The organism is Sinorhizobium sp. FG01 (assembly GCF_002531875.1).
Classification (GTDB): domain Bacteria; phylum Pseudomonadota; class Alphaproteobacteria; order Rhizobiales; family Rhizobiaceae; genus Sinorhizobium; species Sinorhizobium fredii_C.
The window spans coordinates 66,626-85,974 of sequence record NZ_NWTB01000004.1 but is presented as its reverse complement, the minus strand read 5'-3'; the positions used below and the strand labels follow the sequence as shown (position 1 = coordinate 85,974).

Genomic DNA, 19,349 nt, shown 5'->3' with positions numbered 1-19,349 from the left:
TATTCGAGCGGGTCTCGTTTCAGAACCCTGCGCAATGCCCACTATCATTGCGCCGGTGTTTCTTCGCACCGGCCGCACCCGACCGGCACGCGCTGTTCCCTTATTTGGCCTTCCAGGAGAAAGGTGAGGTCTTCTCATAGAGCCAGTAGTAGTTGTTCGCCATCTGCTTGGTCCGGTAGTACCGGTAACCGGCGGTAGCAAACAACAAAAGTACGAGCGTGTCTACGATATAGTACTGCAGGCTGAACATCGTGCCTTCGAAAAGCGCGTGGTGCACGAAGCGGATAGCAAGTCCCAGAAGCGCCACGTAGACGATGAGCCGCGGAAACTCCCCCCAGCTCTCGGCAACGCTCTTGCCGGTGCGCCAGGCGGTCCAGCCGCCGAGGACGCAGGTGATGAACAGAAACTGCCAGATGGAGGCTTCTTCGTAAAGAATTCCCTGCATGTCACTTAACTCCAGCGTGCATCAATGCCGGCCGCCTTCGAGATAGGCCGCACGGACCTCCGGATTGGCGAGCAGGTCCTTGCCCGTTCCGCTCATCGTAACCCGGCCGTTCACCATGACGTAGCCCCGGTCTGAAAGCTTCAGCGCCCCAAAAGCGTTCTGCTCGACTAGGAACACCGTGAGACCCTCCTGCTTGTTGAGCTTCTTGATCGCCTCGAAAATGCCCTTGACAATCAGTGGCGCAAGGCCGAGCGAAGGTTCGTCGAGCAGCAGCAGCTTCGGCCGCGCCATCAGCGCCCGGCCGATCGACAGCATCTGCTGTTCGCCGCCCGAGAGCGTTCCGCCGCGCTGCGCCTGCCGCTCCTTGAGCCGCGGGAACAGCGTGAAGACCTTTTCCACGTCCTCCTTGAAGTGCTTCAGATTGTCGAGGCTGGCGCCCATCTGCAGATTTTCGAGCACCGTCATGCGCGGGAAGATGCGGCGGCCTTCCGGGGACTGGGCGATCCTGAGACGGGCAATCTCATGGGTCGGCATGCGCGTGATGTCCTGCCCTTCGAAGAAGACCGAACCGGTGCGCGCCTGCGGCTTGCCGCAGATGGTCATCATCAGCGTCGATTTCCCCGCGCCGTTGGCGCCGATCAGCGAAACGATTTCCCCACGATGGACCTCGACATCGACGCCGTTCAGCGCCCGGATATTGCCGTAATAGGTCTCGACGCCTCTCACATTCAGCAGCGGAGCAGTCATTGCGGGGCGCCTCCCTGCTCGCTTCCGATTTCCTCGATCTGTTCGATCACCTCTTCAACCTCTTCGTCCTCGACGCCCAGATAAGCCGCGATGACCCGTGGATCATGCTTCACGAAATCCGGATTGCCGTCGGAAATCTTCTGTCCGTATTCGAGCACCACCACATGGTCGGAAATCTCCATCACCACCGACATGTCGTGCTCGATCAACAGAATGGAGGTACCGGTGTCGCGGCGGATGGTCTGCAACAGGTTGTTGAGAGCGGCCGATTCACGCGGATTGAGGCCCGCAGCCGGCTCGTCGAGGCAAAGCAGTTCCGGTCCGGTGCACATGGCGCGAGCGATTTCGAGGCGCCGCTGCGCACCATAGGGAAGATCGCCAGCCGGATCGTCGGCACGATCGATGAGCGACGCCATCTCGAGCCAGTGGCGGGCGAGATCAATCGACTCCTTGGAAGCCTGGCGGTAGGCCGGAAAGCCGAGCAGGCCGAGCAGGGTGTAGCCGGAAGCCTGCATCAGCTTGTTGTGCTGCGCCACCAGGAGATTTTCGAGCACCGTCAGGCCGGAGAACATCCGGATGTTCTGGAAGGTGCGCGCCACCTTGGCGCGCTTGGTGATCTCGAAATCCGGAAGACGCTCCAGCAGGAACTCATTGCCGGACTTCTGCCGCAGGGTGATCATGCCCATGGTCGGCTTGTAGAAGCCGGTGATGCAGTTGAACACCGTCGTCTTGCCCGCTCCGTTGGGGCCGATGAGCGCCGTGATCTCGCCGCGCTCGGCCTCGAAGGAGAAGTCGTTGATGGCCATGAGACCGCCGAAGCGCATCGACAGGCGCTCGACCTTGAGAATGGGGTCTTTTGTCATTGTATTTGTCTCGAAGGTCATCAGCCGTGCCCTTCCTTGGTGAAGCTGCCGGAGACCGCTCTGCGTTCGCGCAGGAAGGCGGTCGGTTCGCGCGATCCGACGAAGCCGCGTGGCTTCCAGACCATGACGACCACCATGGCAAGCCCGAAGATCAGCATGCGATAGAGTTCAGGCGTGAAGTTCGGCCCGAAGATCATCTTCAGGAAGGTGAGTTCGCGCAGGATCTCCGTACCGCCGATCATCACGACCGCAGCGACGAAGATACCGGTCAACGAACCCATGCCTCCAAGCACGACGATGGCGAGGATGACGGCCGACTCCAGGAAGACGAAGGATTCCGGCGAGACGAAGCCCTGGCGCACCGCGAAGAACGAGCCTGCAAACCCGCCGAACATGGCACCCGTGGCGAACGCCGTCAGCTTGGTCGTGACGGTGTTGATGCCGAGCGAACGGCAGGCGATCTCGTCCTCGCGAAGCGCCTCCCAGGCCCGGCCGATCGGCATGCGGCGCAGCCGGATGGTGACGAAGGCCGTCAACAGCGCCAGGCCGAGGATCAGGTAGAAGAGGAAGATCTTGTAGTAGGCCGAGGAAATCGGCAGCCCCATCAGCGCCGCGAAGCCGTCCTTCGAAGCATCGAACTTGATGCCGAACAGCGTCGCCTTGGCGATACCCGACACGCCGAACGTTCCCTTGGTGACCTCGGTCCAGTTGATCAGCACGAGGCGGATGATCTCACCGAAGGCAAGCGTCACGATCGCCAGGTAGTCGCCGCGCAGGCGCAGCACCGGAAAGCCGAGGATCACGCCCCAGCAGGCGGCGAGGATGCCGGCGACCGGCAGCAGCACCCAGAAGGACAGGCCGAAATAGCTGGAAAGCAGCGCGTAGGAATAGGCACCGACCGCGTAGAAGGCCACATAGCCGAGATCGAGCAGCCCGGCGAGGCCGACGACGATGTTGAGGCCCCAGGCGAGCATCACATAGATCAGGATCTGGATGCCGAAATTGTCCACCCATTTAAGCGAACCCTGGACGCCGAAGAGCGCCATGATGACCGGCGGATAGAGGATGAGCGCAACGATAGCGATCTTCGAAAAGTTGCGGCTGAAGAAGCTCTCCTCCTTCGCCACTTCCGGAACGGCGGCTTTCGCTGCCTTGCGCTGGGCGAACCAGGGCTGCACATAGGCAACCATCAGGAAGCGGCCGACCATGGCGACGACCACGAAGATCGCCAAGAGGCCCCAGCGCTGGTTGAGGATCAGCTCGTTGCGGATGTTCTGGTCGGTCTTGAGGCCGACGAACAGCACGAACAGCCCGAGCGTGATGAGCCCCGAGAAGACAGCCTCGCGCAGGGCCCGCGCCGTCAGTTCACTGCCGGCGCTTGCAGTAGTAGATGCAACATTTGCCATGGAACTATACCTTCTCGACTTCCGGTCGTCCGAGAATACCCGACGGCTTGAAGATCAGGACGATCGCGAGAATGGAGAAGGTCGCGACATCCTTGTAGTCGATTGTGAAATAGGCCGACCACAGTGACTCGATGAGGCCGATCAGCAGTCCGCCGAGAACGGCGCCCGGCAGCGAGCCGATGCCTCCGAGGACGGCGGCGGTAAACGCCTTGACGCCCGGAGCGAAACCGTCGGTGAAGACGACGACGCCGTAATACATGAGATACATGGTGCCGGCGACGGCAGCGAGCGCTGCGCCCATGATGAAGGTCACCGAAATGGTGCGGTCGACGTCGACGCCGAGCAGCGCCGCCATCTTGCTATCCTGCTCGGTGGCCCGCTGGGCCCGGCCGAGCGGCGTCCGGTTGACGATATACCAGAAGACGGAAAGCAGGATCGCGGTGATGACGACGATGATGATCTGCTTCAGCGAGACGGTGATCCCGAACAGGTCGTAGACCGACGAGACGAGCGGCGGGATCGGCTTGTTGCGCGGACCCTGTGTCACCTGGATGAAGTTCGACAGCACGATCGACATGCCGATCGCGGTGATCAGCGGCGCCAGTCGGAACGAACCGCGCAGCGGCCGGTAAGCTACCCGCTCGATCGTCCAGTTCCAAAGCGCCGCCGTCAGCATGCCGACGATCATCATAAGCAAAAGCGCCAGTACAACCGGTATGCCTGCCATGAAAGTCGTGAGAAGCAAGAACACAATCAAAGCGGCAAAGCCGCCCAGCATGAATATATCGCCGTGGGCGAAGTTGATCATGCCGATGATGCCGTAGACCATGGTATAACCGATCGCGATCATACCATAAATAGACCCAAGCGTCAGCCCGTTGACGAGCTGCTGGATGAAATACTCCATCAATCTTCCCCTGGACCGGATCCTGTTGGTCCGATCTCTTTTTATTAGTTTTCCTTCATGAGCGTGCTCTCAGAGGATTTCATACCTCTTTCAAGCGAAAATGAAAGTCAAAAATTGCGTGGCCCGCAGATTCTTCCGCTATAAAATCGATTTGACGTTTTTCCTGCCAGAAAAATCAAAAAATTTGCAGCTCTCGCTGCGAAAACAATCAATTTTCGCCCGGAAACCGGAAAAACGCGAACGCCGGCGGTATTAACCCATGACGAAAGAGCATGACTTTATGGGCGGTAGTTTACAGTTGATGTGGCCCAACAGATCGTGGTTTAGAACCGACGGCCACTCGCAAGGATTGCCGCCCTATTTGACCTTGGAGCAGGGGAACGATGCTGGAGATTTTGGAACGATCGGCGCTTGCGGCCGGGCGGGCGATCATGGAAATCTACAATGCCGGACCGGCCGTGACCTACAAGCCGGACACCTCGCCGGTGACCGACGCGGATCACCGCGCCGAGCGCATCATCCTCGACGAGCTTGCCGCCGCCTTTCCAGACATACCGGTCATCGCCGAGGAAGCCGTCGCCGCCGGGCACGTCCCGGACATTGCCGGCAAGCGGTTCTTTCTCGTCGACCCGCTCGATGGCACCAAGGAATTCGTCGAGCACAATGATCATTTCACAGTCAACATCGCGCTCATTGAAAATGGGCTTCCCGCCGCGGGTGTCGTCCATGCGCCTGCCCTTGGGGTGATCCATGCAGCAAGTGGCGGAATGGCACGAAAGGCGCCGGTCGAAGACGGCCGGATTGGACACTGGCAGCCTATCGGCTGCCGCCCCTGCGGCGGCCGACCGGTCGCGCTGATCAGCCGCTGGCACAACAGCGCCGAAACGCTCGCCCACCTCGCTGAAAACGGCATCCGTGATTACGAGGCTGTCGGCTCGTCGCTGAAATTCTGCCTGCTCGCCGAGGGCAAGGCCGATGTCTATCCTCGCTTCAGCCGCACGATGGAGTGGGATACGGCCGCCGGCGATGCGATTCTCCGGGCGGCGGGCGGCGAAACGCTGGTCATCGACGGCCGGCCGCTCGCCTATGGGAAGCGCAACCAGCCGAACGACTGCGACTTCGCCAATCCCTGGTTCGTCGCGCGCGGCAGGGTGTGATTCTCCGCTTAAGGACTTTCCGGGCGGAAAGCGGCCGCAATGAGACTGCTGAGACTGCCTTCGCTGAAGGGTTTTTCGATCCGCGGAATATCGCGGAGATGGCCGGGCAGAGCCAGCAAATCACCGTAGCCGCTGGTAAACCCGAAATGGATCCCCCGCGCCATCAGCGATTCGGCAACGGCGAAGCTTGTCTCGTCGCCGAGATTGATATCGAGAATGGCGAAGTCGACCGGATGTGCCGAGACGATCTCCATCGCCTTTTCGACGCTGTTGGCGATGTGCACGCTCTTGACGCCGAGCGCACTGAGGATTTCTCCCATATCCATGGCGATGAGGAAATTATCCTCGAGAACGAGGACCGATTCGATGGCCGGCGAAATCTGACTTGTCATCTACTAGCATCCCTCGGTCTCCTCGTTCTGCCGAGAACCGACCACTTCGCGCACGCTAGGCCAGACGGACAGACGTGGCATTTAAAAAAGACATATCGCGCTCTTCGCACGAATTATTCCGCGTCAAATCAGCGGCCTCTTCAGTTCCCTCAGTCCCTCCCATCCCGCTAGTGACAACAGGCCGTCGATCTCCAGGACATTGCACCCTCCCTCGGCCCAACGGATAAGCTTGAGCGCGGCTAGTTTCCTGAGGGTCTTGTTGGTGTGGACGATCGACAGGCCGAGCGTGTCGGCAAGATGTTGCTGGGTGATGGGAATGACGCCGCGGCCGCCACGGAAAAGCTCCAGCGTCTCAGCCCTCTGATAGAGAAAAGCAACGAGATAGGCCGCCCGTTCGAGCGCGGAACGCCGGCCGATGCTCAAGAGGTTCTCGTCCAGAATGCGCTCCTCGCGGGCCGCGATCCAGGTTAGGTCATAGGCGAGTTCGGGATAGCCCCGGTAGAGCTCGCCGAGCCTGCTTCGCTTGAACACGCACAGGGTGACCGGCGAGAGCGCCTCGATCGAGTGCTGCATCTCGCCCATGAGGCTGCCCTGCAATCCGACGATGTCGCCCGGCATCACATAGTTCAGGATCTGGCGGCGGCCGTCGTCGAGCATTTTGTAGCGGAACCCCCAGCCGGAAAGCACGGTGAAGAGATGCGCGCTCGTCTCGCCCTCGGAAAGGATCGTCCCGCCGCTTTCGACCGTTTGCTCGCCCATCTTGAAGTCGGACACGAAGGCGAGTTCCTCAGGCGTGAAAGGGCGGAACGCGTCGAGCGGCCGCAGGGGACAGTCCTGACAGGGTATGCCTTTGCCGAACTTGCCTTCAACAGCCATGGAAATCTCGCGGGGAGGATGAACGCACGCACTCAGCGACCGGCCAGGCGGGAGGTTGTTTCGAAAAAGTGTCGGCAGCCATCCCTCATGGACTTGTGCGCCGCCAGGCCCTATCTCTCGTCGATCGTCCGTCGCAAGCAGGATTGTGAACCATGTTGTCCTTTTCCGCCATCGCCAAAAACAACGTCGCCGTTATCACCGGCTCCGCCTCCGGTATCGGGCTTGCCGTCGCAAGACGTTTCGCCGATCGCGGCATGAAGGTCGTGCTTGCCGATCTCGCCGGCGAACGGCTGCAGGCGGCCGCGGCGGAAGTGGCGAAGCTTGCCCCGGGCGGGGCGGCGGACGTCGCTGCAATTGCCACGGACGTCTCTCGGGCCGACGAGCTCGTCGCCCTGGCGCGGGCGACGCATGAGCGGTTCGGCCATGTGCATGTGCTGATGAACAATGCCGGCATTCAGCCCGGCAGCTCGATGTTCGGCCCGTTGGAGAACTGGGAATCGGTGCTCGGCGTCAATCTGTGGGGCGTGATCAACGGCTCGCGCATTTTCGCACCCGCCATGATCGCCCACGGCGAGCCGGCGCTGATCATCAATACCGGCTCCAAACAGGGAATCACCACGCCGCCCGGAGACCCGGCCTACAATGTCTCGAAGGCGGGCGTGAAGGTCTTCACCGAGGCGCTGCAGCACGAGTTGCGCAACACCGAGAACTGCCAGGTCAACGCGCATCTGCTGATCCCCGGCTTCGTCTACACGGCGCTGACGGCGCATGGCCGCACCGAAAAGCCGGCCGGCGCCTGGACGCCGGAACAGACAGTCGATTTCATGCTGGAGAGCCTCGCCCGCGGCGATTTCTACATCCTCTGCCCCGACAATGAAGTCGAAAGGTCCACCGACGAAAAGCGCATCCTGTGGGCGGCCGGCGACATCGTCGAGAACCGCCCTCCCCTTTCCCGTTGGCACCCGGACCACGGCGAGGCGTTCCGCTCCTTCCTCACCGGAAATCGGGATTGATCCGCATCCCGGCTTGATCGATCCTTGGGCAATGAAGCGCCCCAACGGTGGCAAGGAGGGCTAATACTGTGACCAGCGGCATTCACCACATCACGCTGATCAGCCGCAGGGTTCAGGCGAATGTCGACTTCTATGTCGGATTCCTCGGCCTGCACCTCGTCAAGCGAACCGGCGGCTTCGAGGATCCCAATCAGTTGCACCTCTTCTACGGCGATGCGTCGGGCTCGCCCGGCTCGCTCGTCTCCTTCCTGATATGGGAGGATGGCTCGCCGGGGCGCGTCGGCTCCGGCCAACCGAGCGAGATCGCCTTCGCCGTCCCAACGCAGAGCATCGGCTTTTGGCTGACGCGCGCCCTGCGGTTCAACATCCAGGCGACCGGTCCGGCGCAGGAGTTCGGCGAACCGGTGCTGCGGCTCAAGGATCCGGACGGGGTGATCGTCAAGCTGGTCGGCACCGACGCGCTCGCCGAGCCCGCCCCCTGGGCAAGCCGCGACATCCCGGAGTCGGATTCGATCCGGCGCCTGCGCGGAGCCACCGTGCTGACCGAAAAGCCGAAGGAAACGGCGCATTTTCTCCAGAGCCATTTCGGCTATCGGGAGGCCGCCGCGACGGAGACGATACATCGCCTCGTCTCCTCATCCGGCGATGTCATCGACGTGCGTGACGCAACCGGCTTCTGGGCTGCGGCACCCGGGACCGGGACGATCGATCACATCGCCTTTCGCGCCCCGGACGAGGCGACCGTGCTCGCCGTGCGCGCCGATCTCGAACAGGAACACGCCGGCGCCACCAACGCCCATGATCGGAAATATTTCTTCTCGCTCTATGTGCGCGAGCCCGGCGGCTCGCTTTACGAGCTTGCCACCGACGGCCCCGGCTTTGCGGTCGATGAACTTCCTGACGCGCTCGGTTCAAAACTCTTCCTGCCGCCGCATTTGAGCAGCGATCCCGCCGCGACGCTGGTCCGGCTGCCGCAATTCGCGCTTCCCGATGAGCCGCGGCTGACGCTCCGTGACCTGCCCTTTATCCACCGCTTTCATCATCCGGAGCGGATGAACGAGCGGACCTTTGTGCTGCTGCATGGCAGCGGCGGTAACGAGACCGACATGCTCCCCTTCGGCCATCAGCTCGATCCGCGCGCGACGCTGATCGGCGTGCGCGGCCGCAGCACCGAGGAAGGGTTTCCCCGCTGGTTTCGCCGCCTGTCGATGACCACCTTCGACCAGCGCGACATCCGCTCGGAAGCGGAAGCCTTCGCCGCTTTCGTCGACGAGGCGCGCGAGGCCTACGGGCTTGATCTCGCAAGGACCGTGTTCATCGGCTATTCGAACGGCGCCAATCTGCTCGCGGCCGTCATGCTCCTTCACCCGGGCGCCATCAGGAATGCGGTGCTGATGCGGGCCATGGCGGCCCTCGAGGATGCACCGAGGGCCGACCTCGCGGGCACGAACGTCTTGATGCTGACCGGCAAGGACGACATCTACGGCAGACACGCGCCGCAGTTGAAGGCGGAACTGCGGGAAAGCGGCGCGAATTTCGAGGCGGTCGACCTCGACACCGGACACGGCATCGGCCCGGAAGACGTTGCCGTCATTCGTCCTTGGCTCGCGGAACGAGGGCTATAATCCCAGCGGGCGCAGCTACCGATGCGCCTTCACCGTCGCCGCATATTCCGCAAAGGCCTGAACGAAGGCGCGCAGTCGCTCGCGGGTTTCCTCATCTGTCAATTGCGCTTCACTGTCGAAAACGGTGCGGGCTTTCGGCACCATCAGCCGCTTGCCCGACCAAAGCTCGGCACCGAGCGTCCGAATCACCGGGAGCCAGGCATTCTGGCTGAGAATGGTTCCGAAATTCCCCGGCGAGGCGCCGGCGAGCGCGAAGGGACGTCCGCCGAACACCTTGCCAATGTCGGCGGCCGGGCGGCTCAGCCAATCGACGGCATTTTTGAGAACGCCGGGCACGGAGTTGTTGTATTCCGGCGTGAAGAGAATGACGCCGTCCGCCGCGATGATCCGCTGTTTCAGCGCCTCTACCGGAGCCGGCACGCCGCTCTCCGCCTCGACATCCCCGTCATACAGCGGAATGCCGTGCAGCGTTGCGGCCTCGAACTCGACCTCCTCTGGTGCGACCGCCTTCGCGGCCGTAAGCAGTCCGGTGTTGAAGGAAGCCTTGCGCAGGCTTCCCGATATGCCGAGTAGTTTCGTCATCGATATGTGCATCCTCCGGTCTGTTCGGTCGCGAATTCCTGGTTGCCAGGAAAACTAGGAGCGATGAGATGAAAGGAAAGCCCGCGATCGCACCCGCTTCAATTGTGGGGCGACGGATGTCAAAACGGGCGCGCCACGCTATTCCAGCGGCTTAAGCCGCGCCTCGATCTGCGCCCGCTTCGGCTCCAGGAAGGGCGGCAGAGATAGCCTCTCCCCGAGCGACTCCAAGGGCTCGTCGACGGCAAAGCCGGGGCCGTCCGTGGCGATCTCGAACAGGATGCCGTTCGGCTCGCGGAAATAGAGCGAACGGAAATAAAAGCGCTCCACCTCGCCGCTCGAGGGCAGATGGAAGGCCTTCAGCCTCTCCGTCCACTGGTGCAGATGGGCGACATCCGGCGCGCGGAACGCGACGTGGTGGACGGCGCCGGCTCCCTGCCGGGCGATCGGCAGGTCCGGCTGGACCGCGACATGGAGTTCGGCACCCGCCCCGCCCTCGCCCATCGAGAACACATGCACCTTGCCGTTTCCGTCCGGCGAGGGATAGTGGCGCACCTCGCGCATGTTCATGACATGGGTGAGCACGAGCGCCGTATTGGTGATATCCGGTACGCTGATGGTGATCGGCCCGAGACCCCTGATCTGGTGCTCGGCCGTGACCGGACTCCTTTCCCACGGATGCGAAGGCGTGACTCCGCCGTCGTCCACCAGCCGGAACCGCTGGCCCTCGCCGTCCTCGAAATCGAGAGACATCCGGCCATCGATTTCGCCGATTTCGCCTGACGACACTTCGAGCTCGTCGAAGCGCCGCTTCCACCATTCGACGCTTTGCGCACCACCGACGCGCAGCCCGGTGCGCGAGATGCTGTGCGTCCCGCGCCCTTCCGGTCCGACCGGCCAGTCGAAAAAGGTCAGATCCGAGCCCGGCGTTGCCTTACCGTCGGCGTAGAAGAGATGGTAGGCCGAGGTGTCGTCCTGGTTGACGGTCTTCTTGACGAGCCGCAGCCCCAGCACTTTCGTGTAGAAGCGCAAATTTTCCGGCGCATTCGCGGTAATCGCCGTCAAGTGGTGAATACCTGTCAGTTGCAAGCTCATGATTGCCCTCCTGAGGCCTTCCGTTGACCCGAATATCGGCCTCCGGCCATGCGTTCTGCAAGTGGGACGGCTCGAACGGATTGTTCCGATCGAAATCAGACCCGTCTGAGATCCTTGAGGTAGGTATTCTCCGCCCGCGAAATGGCAAAGGCCTGCGGGTCGATTTCCGCGAAGATCACCGTTTCGTCGGCGGAATTGGCTTTCGCCATGACCTGTCCGTCGGGCGATGCGATGCAGGAAAGACCGGCGAAGGAGAACATCGCGTCCGAGCCGCAATGGTTGACATAGGCGACGAAGACCTGGTTCTCGAAGGCCCGGGTCTGAATCATGTGATCGGTTATGAAGGTGCCCGACCAGCCGGCCGGCAGCGCCGTCGGCACCAACACGGCATCGGTCCCGGCCGCTGCCAGGCGCCGGACATTTTCCGGGAATTCGACATCGTAGCAGATCAGCATGCCGCAGGTGACGCCGCGATGCTCGAAGAGGCGCGTCGAGGGCTCCGCCGGCGTAAACAGCGATCGCTCGTAGTCACCATAGAGATGCGATTTCCGGTAAACCGTCGGCGCGGCGTCCCCGTCTACATGGACGGCGCTGTTGTAGACGGCCGCGCCTTCGCGCTCGGCAAAGCCGGCGATGATGGCGATCCCGGCGTCACGCGAGATCCGCCGCAAGGCTTCAACGGTCGATCCGTCGGCAGGCTCGGCGAGCGCCCGGATATCCTCACCCGCGCCGTAACCGGTAATCCCGAGTTCGGGCGTCACCAGCAATGTCGCCCCCTTGGCCGCAGACTCGGAAGCCGCGCCTTCGATACGGGCGAGATTGGCGGCGATATCGCCGCCGACGCTTTTCATCTGCAGGGCCGCGAGCTTCATCATTTTTGATCGGATGCCATGGCGCCGAGCAGCTTCGGTAGATCGCCGAAGCGGGCGACGAGACCGAAGATGAGCGCCGCCGTCGAAACGAAGAGCACCGTCACCGAAGCCATGGTCGGCGTGTAGCCATAGCGCAGCGCGTTGAAGATCTTGATCGGCAGCGTCTCCATCGTGAACCCAACTGTCATATAGGCGACGATATATTCGTTGAGCGACAGCACGAAGGCGAAGGCGTAGCCCGAGACGATATAGGGCAGGATCAGCGGCAGCACTACGGTACGGAAAATGGTGCGTTCGTCGGCACCCATCGTCGCGGCGGCCTCGACCAGCGAGCGATCGATCGAGGTGAAGCCGAGCGACAACGTCACCAGCGGCAAGGTCACGAAGAAGATCCCGTGGCTGACCACCGCCGTCCACGGCTGACCGTAGAAGCCGGCGGTCGCCCAGAAGGTCAAGAGGCCGAGCGCCGTGATCACCGGCGGCAGCGTGAAGGGGGCGACACCGAGGAGCTGGAAAATATTCGCCCAGGGCGCCACCCGCCGCCACAGGAACCAGGCGAGCGGCAGGGCGATCGCGACGGCAAGTGCCGCCGAAAGGACCGCAAGCGTCACCGAGGCGAAAAGCGCGTTTCGCCATTCCGTGTTCAGGAAGATCTCCCCATACCAGGAGGTCGAAAAGCCTTCGGGCGGAAAGGCGAGGGTCTGCTTCTGGTTGACCGAGACGCCGGCGACGACGATCAGCGGCAGCGCCAGGAAAAGGGCGATCAGGAAGAAATAGAACTTGCGGAAAACGGACGTCATGCCGCCTCTCCTTTCCGTCCGGCAATCACCGTGAGCGCCACCAGGCCGAGCGTCACCAGCACGAGGAATACGGCCATCGCGGCGGCAAAGGGCATGTTCGACTGATAGATCGCCTGATCGGTGATCAACACCGAGAGCGTCCAGTGCTGCGGCCGACCGAGAAGTTGCGGCAACAGATAGGAGCCGAGGGCGAAGATGAACACCATGATCAGCGTTGCGACGATGGTGTTCCTGAGTGCCGGCACGACGACGGTGAAGAAGGCCCTGAGCGGCGAGGCGCCGAGTGTGCGGGCGGCTTCGGTCAGGGTCGGATCGAGCCGGACGAGCGCCGGGAACAGGACGAGCACCGTATAGGGGAAGGCCTGATAGACCATTCCGGTCAGCACCGCTGCGAAACTCGGCGTCAAGGCCTTGGCCTCGCCCATCAGACCGAGGGCGACGAGGATGTTGGTGATGCCGGCGGTGCGCGAGAAGAGCGTCGACCAGGCAAAGCCGATGATGACCTCGGAAAGCGAGAGGATCGAGAGCAGCGCGACCAGCCAGACGATCTGCACACGACGTGCCATGCGCGTCAGCAGATAGGTGAACGGCAGCGCCAGCACCACGCAGCAAATGGCGACCGCGATCGCCATCATCAGCGAGAAGCCGAGCACCCCGCCGAAGAAGGCCGAAAGGAATCGCTGGTAATTGTCGAAGACGAAGGCCGTTGTATAGAAACCGCCCTGCTGGCGCTGGAAAAAGCTGACGGCGATCATCGTGCCGAAGGGCACGACGAAGAAGATGGTGAGCATCGCCGCGGGGAAGAGCAGCGGCGAGTAGTCGCCAAGGGTCTGGGGCGGTTCGCGTCTCATTTGCGCAGCACCACGCAGACATCCGGCGTGAGGGCTACGCCCACCTGCTGGCCGACCGAGACCTCCGGACGCTCGCGCGGGGTCGAGACCGCGACGATCTGGCGGCCGGCGACATCGACGAAGGTCTCGATCGTGCCGCCGAGGTCGCGCACGAAAGTGACGGTGCCGGTCAGCGCCCCGGCCCCTGGTGCGGTCAGATGAACGTCCTCCGGCCGGATCGAGATCGTCGCCTTGGCGGCCCCGGTCGGCAGTTGCAGGCCCGGCACCGGCTGGCCGAGCACGGTCACATGATTGCGGCTATCCGCTTCCGCTTCGATGAGATTGGTCTGGCCGATGAAGTCGGCGACGAAGCTGTCGGCCGGCCGGCGATAGATTTCGATCGGCGACGCCGCCTGGCGGATTTCGCCGCCGCTCATGACAACCACTGTATCGGCCATGGTCATCGCCTCGCGCTGGTCATGGGTGACGACAATCGTGGTGATGCCGAGCTTCTGCTGCAATTGCCGGAGCTCCACCTGCATCGCCTCGCGCAGCTTCGCGTCGAGTGCCGAGAGCGGCTCGTCGAGCAGGAAGAGCTTCGGCGAGATCGCCAGCGCCCGGGCGATCGCGACACGCTGGCGCTGGCCGCCCGAGAGCTTGGAAACCGGCCGGTCCGAGTAACCGGGAAGATGGATCATCGACAGGAGTTCGTCGACCCGCTTCTTCTGCTCCTCCTTCGGCGCACCGCGGATGCGCAAGGGGTAGGCGATGTTCTCGCCGACCGTCAGATGCGGAAAAAGCGCCAGCGACTGGAACACCATGCCGAGGTTGCGCTTGTGGGTCGGCACGCGGGTGATGTCCTCGCCGTCGAGCCGGATGGCGCCCGCGGTCGGCAGGTCGAGCCCGGCAATCATCCGCAGAAGGGTCGTCTTGCCGCAGCCGGAAGGGCCGAGCATGCAGACGAAGGTGCCGTGCGGCACGGTGAGGTCGACGTCGTTGACGGCCCGGAAGGCCCCGAATTCCTTGACGACGTTCTGAAGGGCAAGTCCCGACATAAGTTCCCCTGCTCTCGCGCCTCATGCGCGGATGCCGGCCGCGCCCCCGTCCAGACGCGGGCGATACGGCACAGCAGCATCTTCAATTTCCGCATAGGTTATCCCCAAAACGCTTGCGGTTTAAGGGATCATGCATCGAGCCATCCAAGCCCGCCCCGGATCTTCAGGGCGGGCGGAGTCTCGTTGCCTGTTTCAGCCGACGATCAGTTCCGTCCACTTCTGGTTCAGCCAATCGGACTTCGTCTGATAGAGATCGTAGCGCGGGACGATCGGCTCGATATCGGACGACACCGCGGCAAATTCCTTGTCCGTCAGGTCGGTCGACTCGCGCTTGACGGTCGGTGAGGTGCCGACCTTGCGCGACAGCGTCGCCTGGATGGCGGGCTGGCACATGTAGTCGATGAAGATGTGCGCCTCCGCCGACTTCTGCGAGGCGCGCGACAGGGCCCAGCAACCGGAATCCTGGATGCCGCCTTCCTTCGGGAAGGTCGAGCGAACCGGGTGGCCGTCTGCAGCGGCAAGGCCGGTGACGTCGTGATAGTACTGGCCCATTGGGATTTCGCCCGACTTCAGCGCCTGCTCGAACTGCGCCTCGTCACGGTACCAGAGGCGGACATTCGGCTTCACTTCGGCGAGCTTCTCGAACGCCTTCAGGATGCCCTCTTCCGTGTCGAGCGCATTCGTGCCGCCCATGTGGGTCTTGGCGGTCACTTCCAGCAGGAAGGAGTTCGAAACCAGCGCCAGCAGGCCGAGCTTGTCGGCGTTCGCCGGATCCCAGAGGGCTGTCCAGGAGGTCGGCGCCTCCTTGTAGACATTGGTGTTGGTGACGAGCGTAATGTACCAGGAGACCGCCCCGACGCCGGCAACGCGGCCATCCGGATATTTGTTGACGAAGCGGTCGAGAAGGTCCGACGCATGCTTGATCTTCGCCATATCGATCGGCGTCCACAGCTCGGTCGCCTGACCCTTGAGCATCGCGACCTGCGACATCATCGAAACGTCTGCCGGCGCCTGACCGGCACGGGCAGCCTGCTCGAGCTGAACCAGCCAGGCCTCGCCGGTCGGCTCGGCGATCGACTCCACGGCAATCCCGGTTGCCTTAGTAAACTCCGGGAAGATGTTCTTGTCGAAGGAGTCCTTGAAGTAGCCGCCATAGACGCCGACCTTCAGCGACTTGTCCTGGGCCCTCAGCACCGCCGGCATTGCCAGCATCGATGCACCGGCAAGCCCCGCCCCCAGCAGCGTGCGGCGCTTGATGGAACTGATGTTCATTGCATGTCTCCTTTGTTTTGACGGCAGTCGCCGCGTTCCCTGTTGTCGTTGATTGCTTACATCTTCTTGGTCTCAATGTGCTGGCGTACGTCGCTCGAGCATTCGCGCATATTGCGTCAGAGGGTAGCACAGCACGAAGAAAATCACCGCGACCAACCCATAGACCGTGAAAGGTTCGAAAGTGGCATTATTGATCGCATTGGCCGTCCTGAGAAGCTCCTCGAATCCGATGATCGAGGTCAGTGCCGTACTCTTGATGAGTTGCACCAGGAACCCAACCACCGGCGGACGGGTGATCGCGAAGGCCTGCGGCAGGATGACGAGACGCAACTCCTGGAGATAGTGGAGGCCAAGGCTCGCACCGGCGTCCCACTGGCCGCGAGGCAACGCTTCGACGCCCCCTCGCCAGATTTCTGCAAGATAAGCGCTTGCGTAGAAAGTGAGTCCAAGGGCTGCGGCCGTCCAGGGCTCGATGCGGAAGCCGAGCATCGGCAGGCCGAAGAACATCAGGAAGAGCTGCATCAGCAGCGGCGTGCCCTGGAAGAGCGCGATGTAGCCGGCACCGAAGCGGCGCAGCCACGGCCGCTTCGATATACGCGCAAAGAGGATCAGCAGCCCGACCGCCGCCCCGCCTGCGAAGGCCACGATTGAGAGCAAGAGTGTCCAGCGCGTTGCGAAAACCAGATTGCGCAGAATGTCCCAAAAGGTGAATTCGATCACGACACACCCGCCCCTAACACCCGCCGGCCGCCGGCGACAAGAAACCGTCTGATCGCCATCGACAGGCCGAGATAGATCATGGTGACCACAAGATAGGTCTCGAAGGAGCGGAAAGTCCGCGCCTGCAGCAGGTCTGCCTCGTGGGCGAGTTCGCGCACGGCGATCTGCGAAACGACCGCCGATTCCAACATCATGATGACGACCTGGCTGGTCAGTGCCGGGAAGATCACCTTGAGTGCCTGAGGCAGGATGATCTTGATGAAAACCTGCCGCTGCTTCAGGCCGAGTGCCAAAGCCGCCTCGCTCTGTCCCTTTGGCACGGCATCGAGACCCGCGCCGACGATCTCGGTCGTGTAGGCGGCCATGTTGAGGGTCATCGCCAGGATCGCCGCGATGACCGGATCGAGGCGAATGCCAATGCTCGGCAAGCCAAAAAAGATGAAGAAAAGCTGTACCAGGAAGGGCGTATTGCGGATCACTTCGACATAGGTCGCCACAGCCTTGCTCAGAAGGTCATAGCGGCTGCGGCGTGCAGCCGCCAGGAGAACGCTGATGAGAATGCCGAGCACCGTCGTGCAGGCGATTAGCAGCAACGTCATGGCAGCGCCGTGAGCGATCGCGCCCATTGCACCATTTAGCCAACCGAAATCGAGGCTGTAGCCCATCGTTGCAACCCTTCCAGGGCGAGCCTGCGGAAAAGGCCTCCGCAGGCCGCCCGTGCCTTAGCGTGAGCGGCTTAGTCCTTTAGGTTGTCGGGGTTGAGCGGCGTTTTCAGCCATGTCTGCGAGCTTTCGTCCAATTTGCCGTTCGCGAGCATCTTGGCGACTGTCTCGTTGACCGATTGCTTCAGACGTTCCTCGTTCTTGTTGAGGCCGATATGCGAGGGTGAGGTCAGCAGCTGAAACTTCTGTTCCGGCTTCAAGGCCTCCTGCCGCGCGAGAACCTGTGCGCCGACGTCATTACCGACGACCATCAGCTGCGTCTGGCCGGAGATGAAGGCCTGAATAACCGCATTGTAGTTGTCGAAGCGTTGAATGTTGGCAGAGGCCGGTGCAGCCTCGGTCAGCGACGTGTCCTCCAGCGTTCCGCGATTGACGGCGATCGTCTTGTCGGCGAGATCGTCCTTGCCGGCGACCTTGAGTTCGGCCGGACCGATGACGGCAATGTAGTAGGGCGCGTAAGCGGCCGCGAAGTCGATAACCTCGGCACGCTCCTTCGAGTAGCCGACGCTCATCAGGATATCGACGCGCTTGTCATTGAGATAGGGAATGCGGTTCTGGCCGGTCACGCTGACGAGATTGAGCTTCACGCCGAGCGCATCGGCGATCTGCTGCGCCACGTCGACGTCATAGCCTTTGATGCTCATATCGGCGCTGGCCGACGAGAACGGCGGGAAATCCGAGAAGATGCCGACATTGATCTGGCCTGCGGCCTTGATGTCGTCGACGGCATCGGCATGCGCCATTCCAGCCGCGGCACCGATCATCAATGCGGCGGCAAATACTGCTTTCAGCTTGGTTTGGATTGTCATCTTTGTTCCCCAATCTGGAAGTTTGTCTGCTCAGGATGGTCCTGCCACCGCTTCCAGTTCGGCGGCAGAACCGGTTTCAAGGATCAGCCCGCCTTGCCGGTGATCGTCGGACTGAAAACCATCAGGCTCAGGATTTCGAACAGCACCTGCGCACCGGCATGGGCCGTGTTGGTCGTCGCGTCGTATTGTGGGGCGACCTCGACGACATCGCCGCCGACGAGATTGACGCCCTTGAGGCCGCGGATCAGTTCCAGCACCTCGCGCGTCGTCAGGCCGCCGATCTCGGGCGTTCCGGTGCCAGGAGCAAAGCTCGGGTCGAGGCTGTCGATGTCAAAGGAAAGGTAGGTCGGACCATCGCCGACGATCTTCTTCGCCTTGTCAATGATCGCCGGGATGCCGAGACCGGAGACCTCCTCCGCGTGGATCACGGTCATGCCGGACTCGTAGGAGAACTCCCAGAGATATTCGGCCGAGCCGCGAATGCCGATCTGGATGACCCGGGTCGGATCGAGAACGCCGTCGAGGACGGCATTGCGGAACGGGCCGCCGTGATGGAACTTGGTGAGGTCGTAGGCGCCGCCGGTATCGCAATGCGCATCGATATGGATCATGCCGACGGGCTCTCGTTTGCCGACGGCCTTGAGGATCGGATGGGTCATCGAATGGTCGCCACCGACCGAGAGCGGCACGACACCGGCATCGACGATCTGGTTGAGGCGCTTCTCGATGTCCTCATGGCTGAGTTCCAGCCGGTAGCGGCTGCGGAAAGGCACGTCTCCGATGTCCGCCACGCGCAAATCATGCACTGGTGCGCAGCCGAGAACGTGGTTATACGGCCCGATCCGCTCGATGGCGCGCAGCGCCCGCGGTCCGAAGCGGGAGCCCGGGCGGTTGGTTACGCCGAGGTCCATTGGGATGCCGACGATCGCCACCTGAAGATTGCCGAAGTCCGGCTGCTCGGGATCGACCGGCATATAGGGTGCGGTCAGGAAGGTGGGGATGCCGGAATAGGGCGCCAGCCGCGTGCCGCTCTTGGTGAAGATCTTGTCCGCCACCTTGCGGAAGGTCGGATCGAAAAGTTCGCCGCCATGGCTTTCGCCATACTTCGCCCTCAGTTCGCCGAGCTTCTTCTCGTCCCAGGCCATGTGCCGGAGCCTCCATGTC

At 62.3% G+C, this 19,349-nt stretch carries 21 protein-coding genes; 3 read left to right on the top strand and 18 right to left on the bottom strand.

What is annotated here, in order from left to right; translation table 11 throughout:
• Positions 1 to 100: 100 nt before the first annotated feature.
• From CO656_RS05845 to CO656_RS05825, 5 genes are read right to left on the bottom strand one after another with little or no spacing between them, the layout of a single operon-like run.
• Complete coding sequence (locus CO656_RS05845) at positions 101 to 445, bottom strand: DUF6867 family protein (RefSeq protein ID WP_097525134.1); 345 nt, start codon at positions 443 to 445, stop codon at positions 101 to 103.
• 21 nt (positions 446 to 466) lie between these two features.
• Positions 467 to 1,192, bottom strand: coding sequence for an ABC transporter ATP-binding protein (locus CO656_RS05840; protein WP_097525133.1), 726 nt, complete (start codon positions 1,190 to 1,192; stop codon positions 467 to 469).
• The gene (locus CO656_RS05835) at positions 1,189 to 2,076 is read right to left on the bottom strand and encodes an ABC transporter ATP-binding protein (protein ID WP_037414563.1); all 888 of its coding nucleotides are present in this window, start codon (positions 2,074 to 2,076) and stop codon (positions 1,189 to 1,191) included. The genes CO656_RS05840 and CO656_RS05835 overlap by 4 nt, the downstream gene beginning before the upstream one ends.
• Positions 2,076 to 3,461, bottom strand: coding sequence for a high-affinity branched-chain amino acid ABC transporter permease LivM (gene livM, locus CO656_RS05830; RefSeq protein ID WP_097525132.1), 1,386 nt, complete (start codon positions 3,459 to 3,461; stop codon positions 2,076 to 2,078). The genes CO656_RS05835 and livM overlap by 1 nt, the downstream gene beginning before the upstream one ends.
• A 4-nt stretch (positions 3,462 to 3,465) precedes the next feature.
• On the bottom strand, positions 3,466 to 4,368 hold the full coding sequence (locus tag CO656_RS05825; protein WP_037414559.1) for a branched-chain amino acid ABC transporter permease: 903 nt from the start codon (positions 4,366 to 4,368) through the stop codon (positions 3,466 to 3,468).
• A gap of 383 nt (positions 4,369 to 4,751) precedes the next feature.
• Here CO656_RS05825 and cysQ point away from each other — a divergent pair, with 383 nt between their 5' ends.
• On the top strand, positions 4,752 to 5,525 hold the full coding sequence (gene cysQ / locus CO656_RS05820; protein ID WP_097525131.1) for a 3'(2'),5'-bisphosphate nucleotidase CysQ: 774 nt from the start codon (positions 4,752 to 4,754) through the stop codon (positions 5,523 to 5,525).
• Positions 5,526 to 5,533: 8 nt separating this feature from the next.
• Here the strand turns inward: cysQ and CO656_RS05815 are convergent, their stop codons facing one another.
• A complete protein-coding gene (locus CO656_RS05815; RefSeq protein WP_037414548.1) occupies positions 5,534 to 5,917 on the bottom strand; it encodes a response regulator in 384 nt (127 codons plus the stop codon).
• Between the two features lie 123 nt (positions 5,918 to 6,040).
• Positions 6,041 to 6,793 (bottom strand): Crp/Fnr family transcriptional regulator, encoded by a 753-nt coding sequence (locus CO656_RS05810; protein ID WP_037414546.1) that lies wholly within the window; start codon positions 6,791 to 6,793, stop codon positions 6,041 to 6,043.
• A gap of 152 nt (positions 6,794 to 6,945) precedes the next feature.
• On the opposite strand from CO656_RS05810, the gene CO656_RS05805 reads away from it, so the two are divergent.
• Positions 6,946 to 7,806 carry an SDR family NAD(P)-dependent oxidoreductase gene (locus tag CO656_RS05805; protein WP_097525130.1) on the top strand — a complete coding sequence of 287 codons (861 nt, stop codon included), beginning with the start codon at positions 6,946 to 6,948 and terminating at the stop codon, positions 7,804 to 7,806.
• Between the two features lie 68 nt (positions 7,807 to 7,874).
• Positions 7,875 to 9,431 carry a VOC family protein gene (locus tag CO656_RS05800; protein WP_097525129.1) on the top strand — a complete coding sequence of 519 codons (1,557 nt, stop codon included), beginning with the start codon at positions 7,875 to 7,877 and terminating at the stop codon, positions 9,429 to 9,431.
• Positions 9,432 to 9,446: 15 nt separating this feature from the next.
• On the opposite strand, the gene CO656_RS05795 is transcribed toward CO656_RS05800, so the two are convergent.
• The 11 genes from CO656_RS05795 to speB form a co-directional block, all read right to left on the bottom strand.
• Positions 9,447 to 10,013 (bottom strand): NADPH-dependent FMN reductase, encoded by a 567-nt coding sequence (locus CO656_RS05795; RefSeq protein WP_037414541.1) that lies wholly within the window; start codon positions 10,011 to 10,013, stop codon positions 9,447 to 9,449.
• 138 nt (positions 10,014 to 10,151) lie between these two features.
• Positions 10,152 to 11,105, bottom strand: coding sequence for a ring-cleaving dioxygenase (locus CO656_RS05790; protein ID WP_097525128.1), 954 nt, complete (start codon positions 11,103 to 11,105; stop codon positions 10,152 to 10,154).
• Between the two features lie 95 nt (positions 11,106 to 11,200).
• Complete coding sequence (locus CO656_RS05785; protein WP_097525127.1) at positions 11,201 to 11,980, bottom strand: carbon-nitrogen hydrolase family protein; 780 nt, start codon at positions 11,978 to 11,980, stop codon at positions 11,201 to 11,203.
• On the bottom strand, positions 11,977 to 12,777 hold the full coding sequence (locus tag CO656_RS05780; RefSeq protein WP_097525126.1) for an ABC transporter permease: 801 nt from the start codon (positions 12,775 to 12,777) through the stop codon (positions 11,977 to 11,979). The genes CO656_RS05785 and CO656_RS05780 overlap by 4 nt, the downstream gene beginning before the upstream one ends.
• Positions 12,774 to 13,628, bottom strand: a complete 855-nt coding sequence (locus CO656_RS05775) for an ABC transporter permease (RefSeq protein WP_097525125.1) — start codon at positions 13,626 to 13,628, stop codon at positions 12,774 to 12,776. The genes CO656_RS05780 and CO656_RS05775 overlap by 4 nt, the downstream gene beginning before the upstream one ends.
• The gene (locus CO656_RS05770) at positions 13,625 to 14,662 is read right to left on the bottom strand and encodes an ABC transporter ATP-binding protein (RefSeq protein WP_097525124.1); all 1,038 of its coding nucleotides are present in this window, start codon (positions 14,660 to 14,662) and stop codon (positions 13,625 to 13,627) included. The genes CO656_RS05775 and CO656_RS05770 overlap by 4 nt, the downstream gene beginning before the upstream one ends.
• A gap of 192 nt (positions 14,663 to 14,854) precedes the next feature.
• On the bottom strand, positions 14,855 to 15,934 hold the full coding sequence (locus tag CO656_RS05765) for an ABC transporter substrate-binding protein (RefSeq protein WP_037414529.1): 1,080 nt from the start codon (positions 15,932 to 15,934) through the stop codon (positions 14,855 to 14,857).
• Between the two features lie 72 nt (positions 15,935 to 16,006).
• Positions 16,007 to 16,654 carry an amino acid ABC transporter permease gene (locus CO656_RS05760; RefSeq protein ID WP_037414527.1) on the bottom strand — a complete coding sequence of 216 codons (648 nt, stop codon included), beginning with the start codon at positions 16,652 to 16,654 and terminating at the stop codon, positions 16,007 to 16,009.
• Complete coding sequence (locus tag CO656_RS05755; protein WP_037414525.1) at positions 16,651 to 17,319, bottom strand: amino acid ABC transporter permease; 669 nt, start codon at positions 17,317 to 17,319, stop codon at positions 16,651 to 16,653. The genes CO656_RS05760 and CO656_RS05755 overlap by 4 nt, the downstream gene beginning before the upstream one ends.
• A gap of 71 nt (positions 17,320 to 17,390) precedes the next feature.
• Positions 17,391 to 18,185 (bottom strand): transporter substrate-binding domain-containing protein, encoded by a 795-nt coding sequence (locus CO656_RS05750; RefSeq protein WP_097525123.1) that lies wholly within the window; start codon positions 18,183 to 18,185, stop codon positions 17,391 to 17,393.
• A gap of 83 nt (positions 18,186 to 18,268) precedes the next feature.
• Positions 18,269 to 19,330 (bottom strand): agmatinase, encoded by a 1,062-nt coding sequence (gene speB / locus CO656_RS05745; RefSeq protein WP_095677987.1) that lies wholly within the window; start codon positions 19,328 to 19,330, stop codon positions 18,269 to 18,271.
• Positions 19,331 to 19,349: the final 19 nt, after the last annotated feature.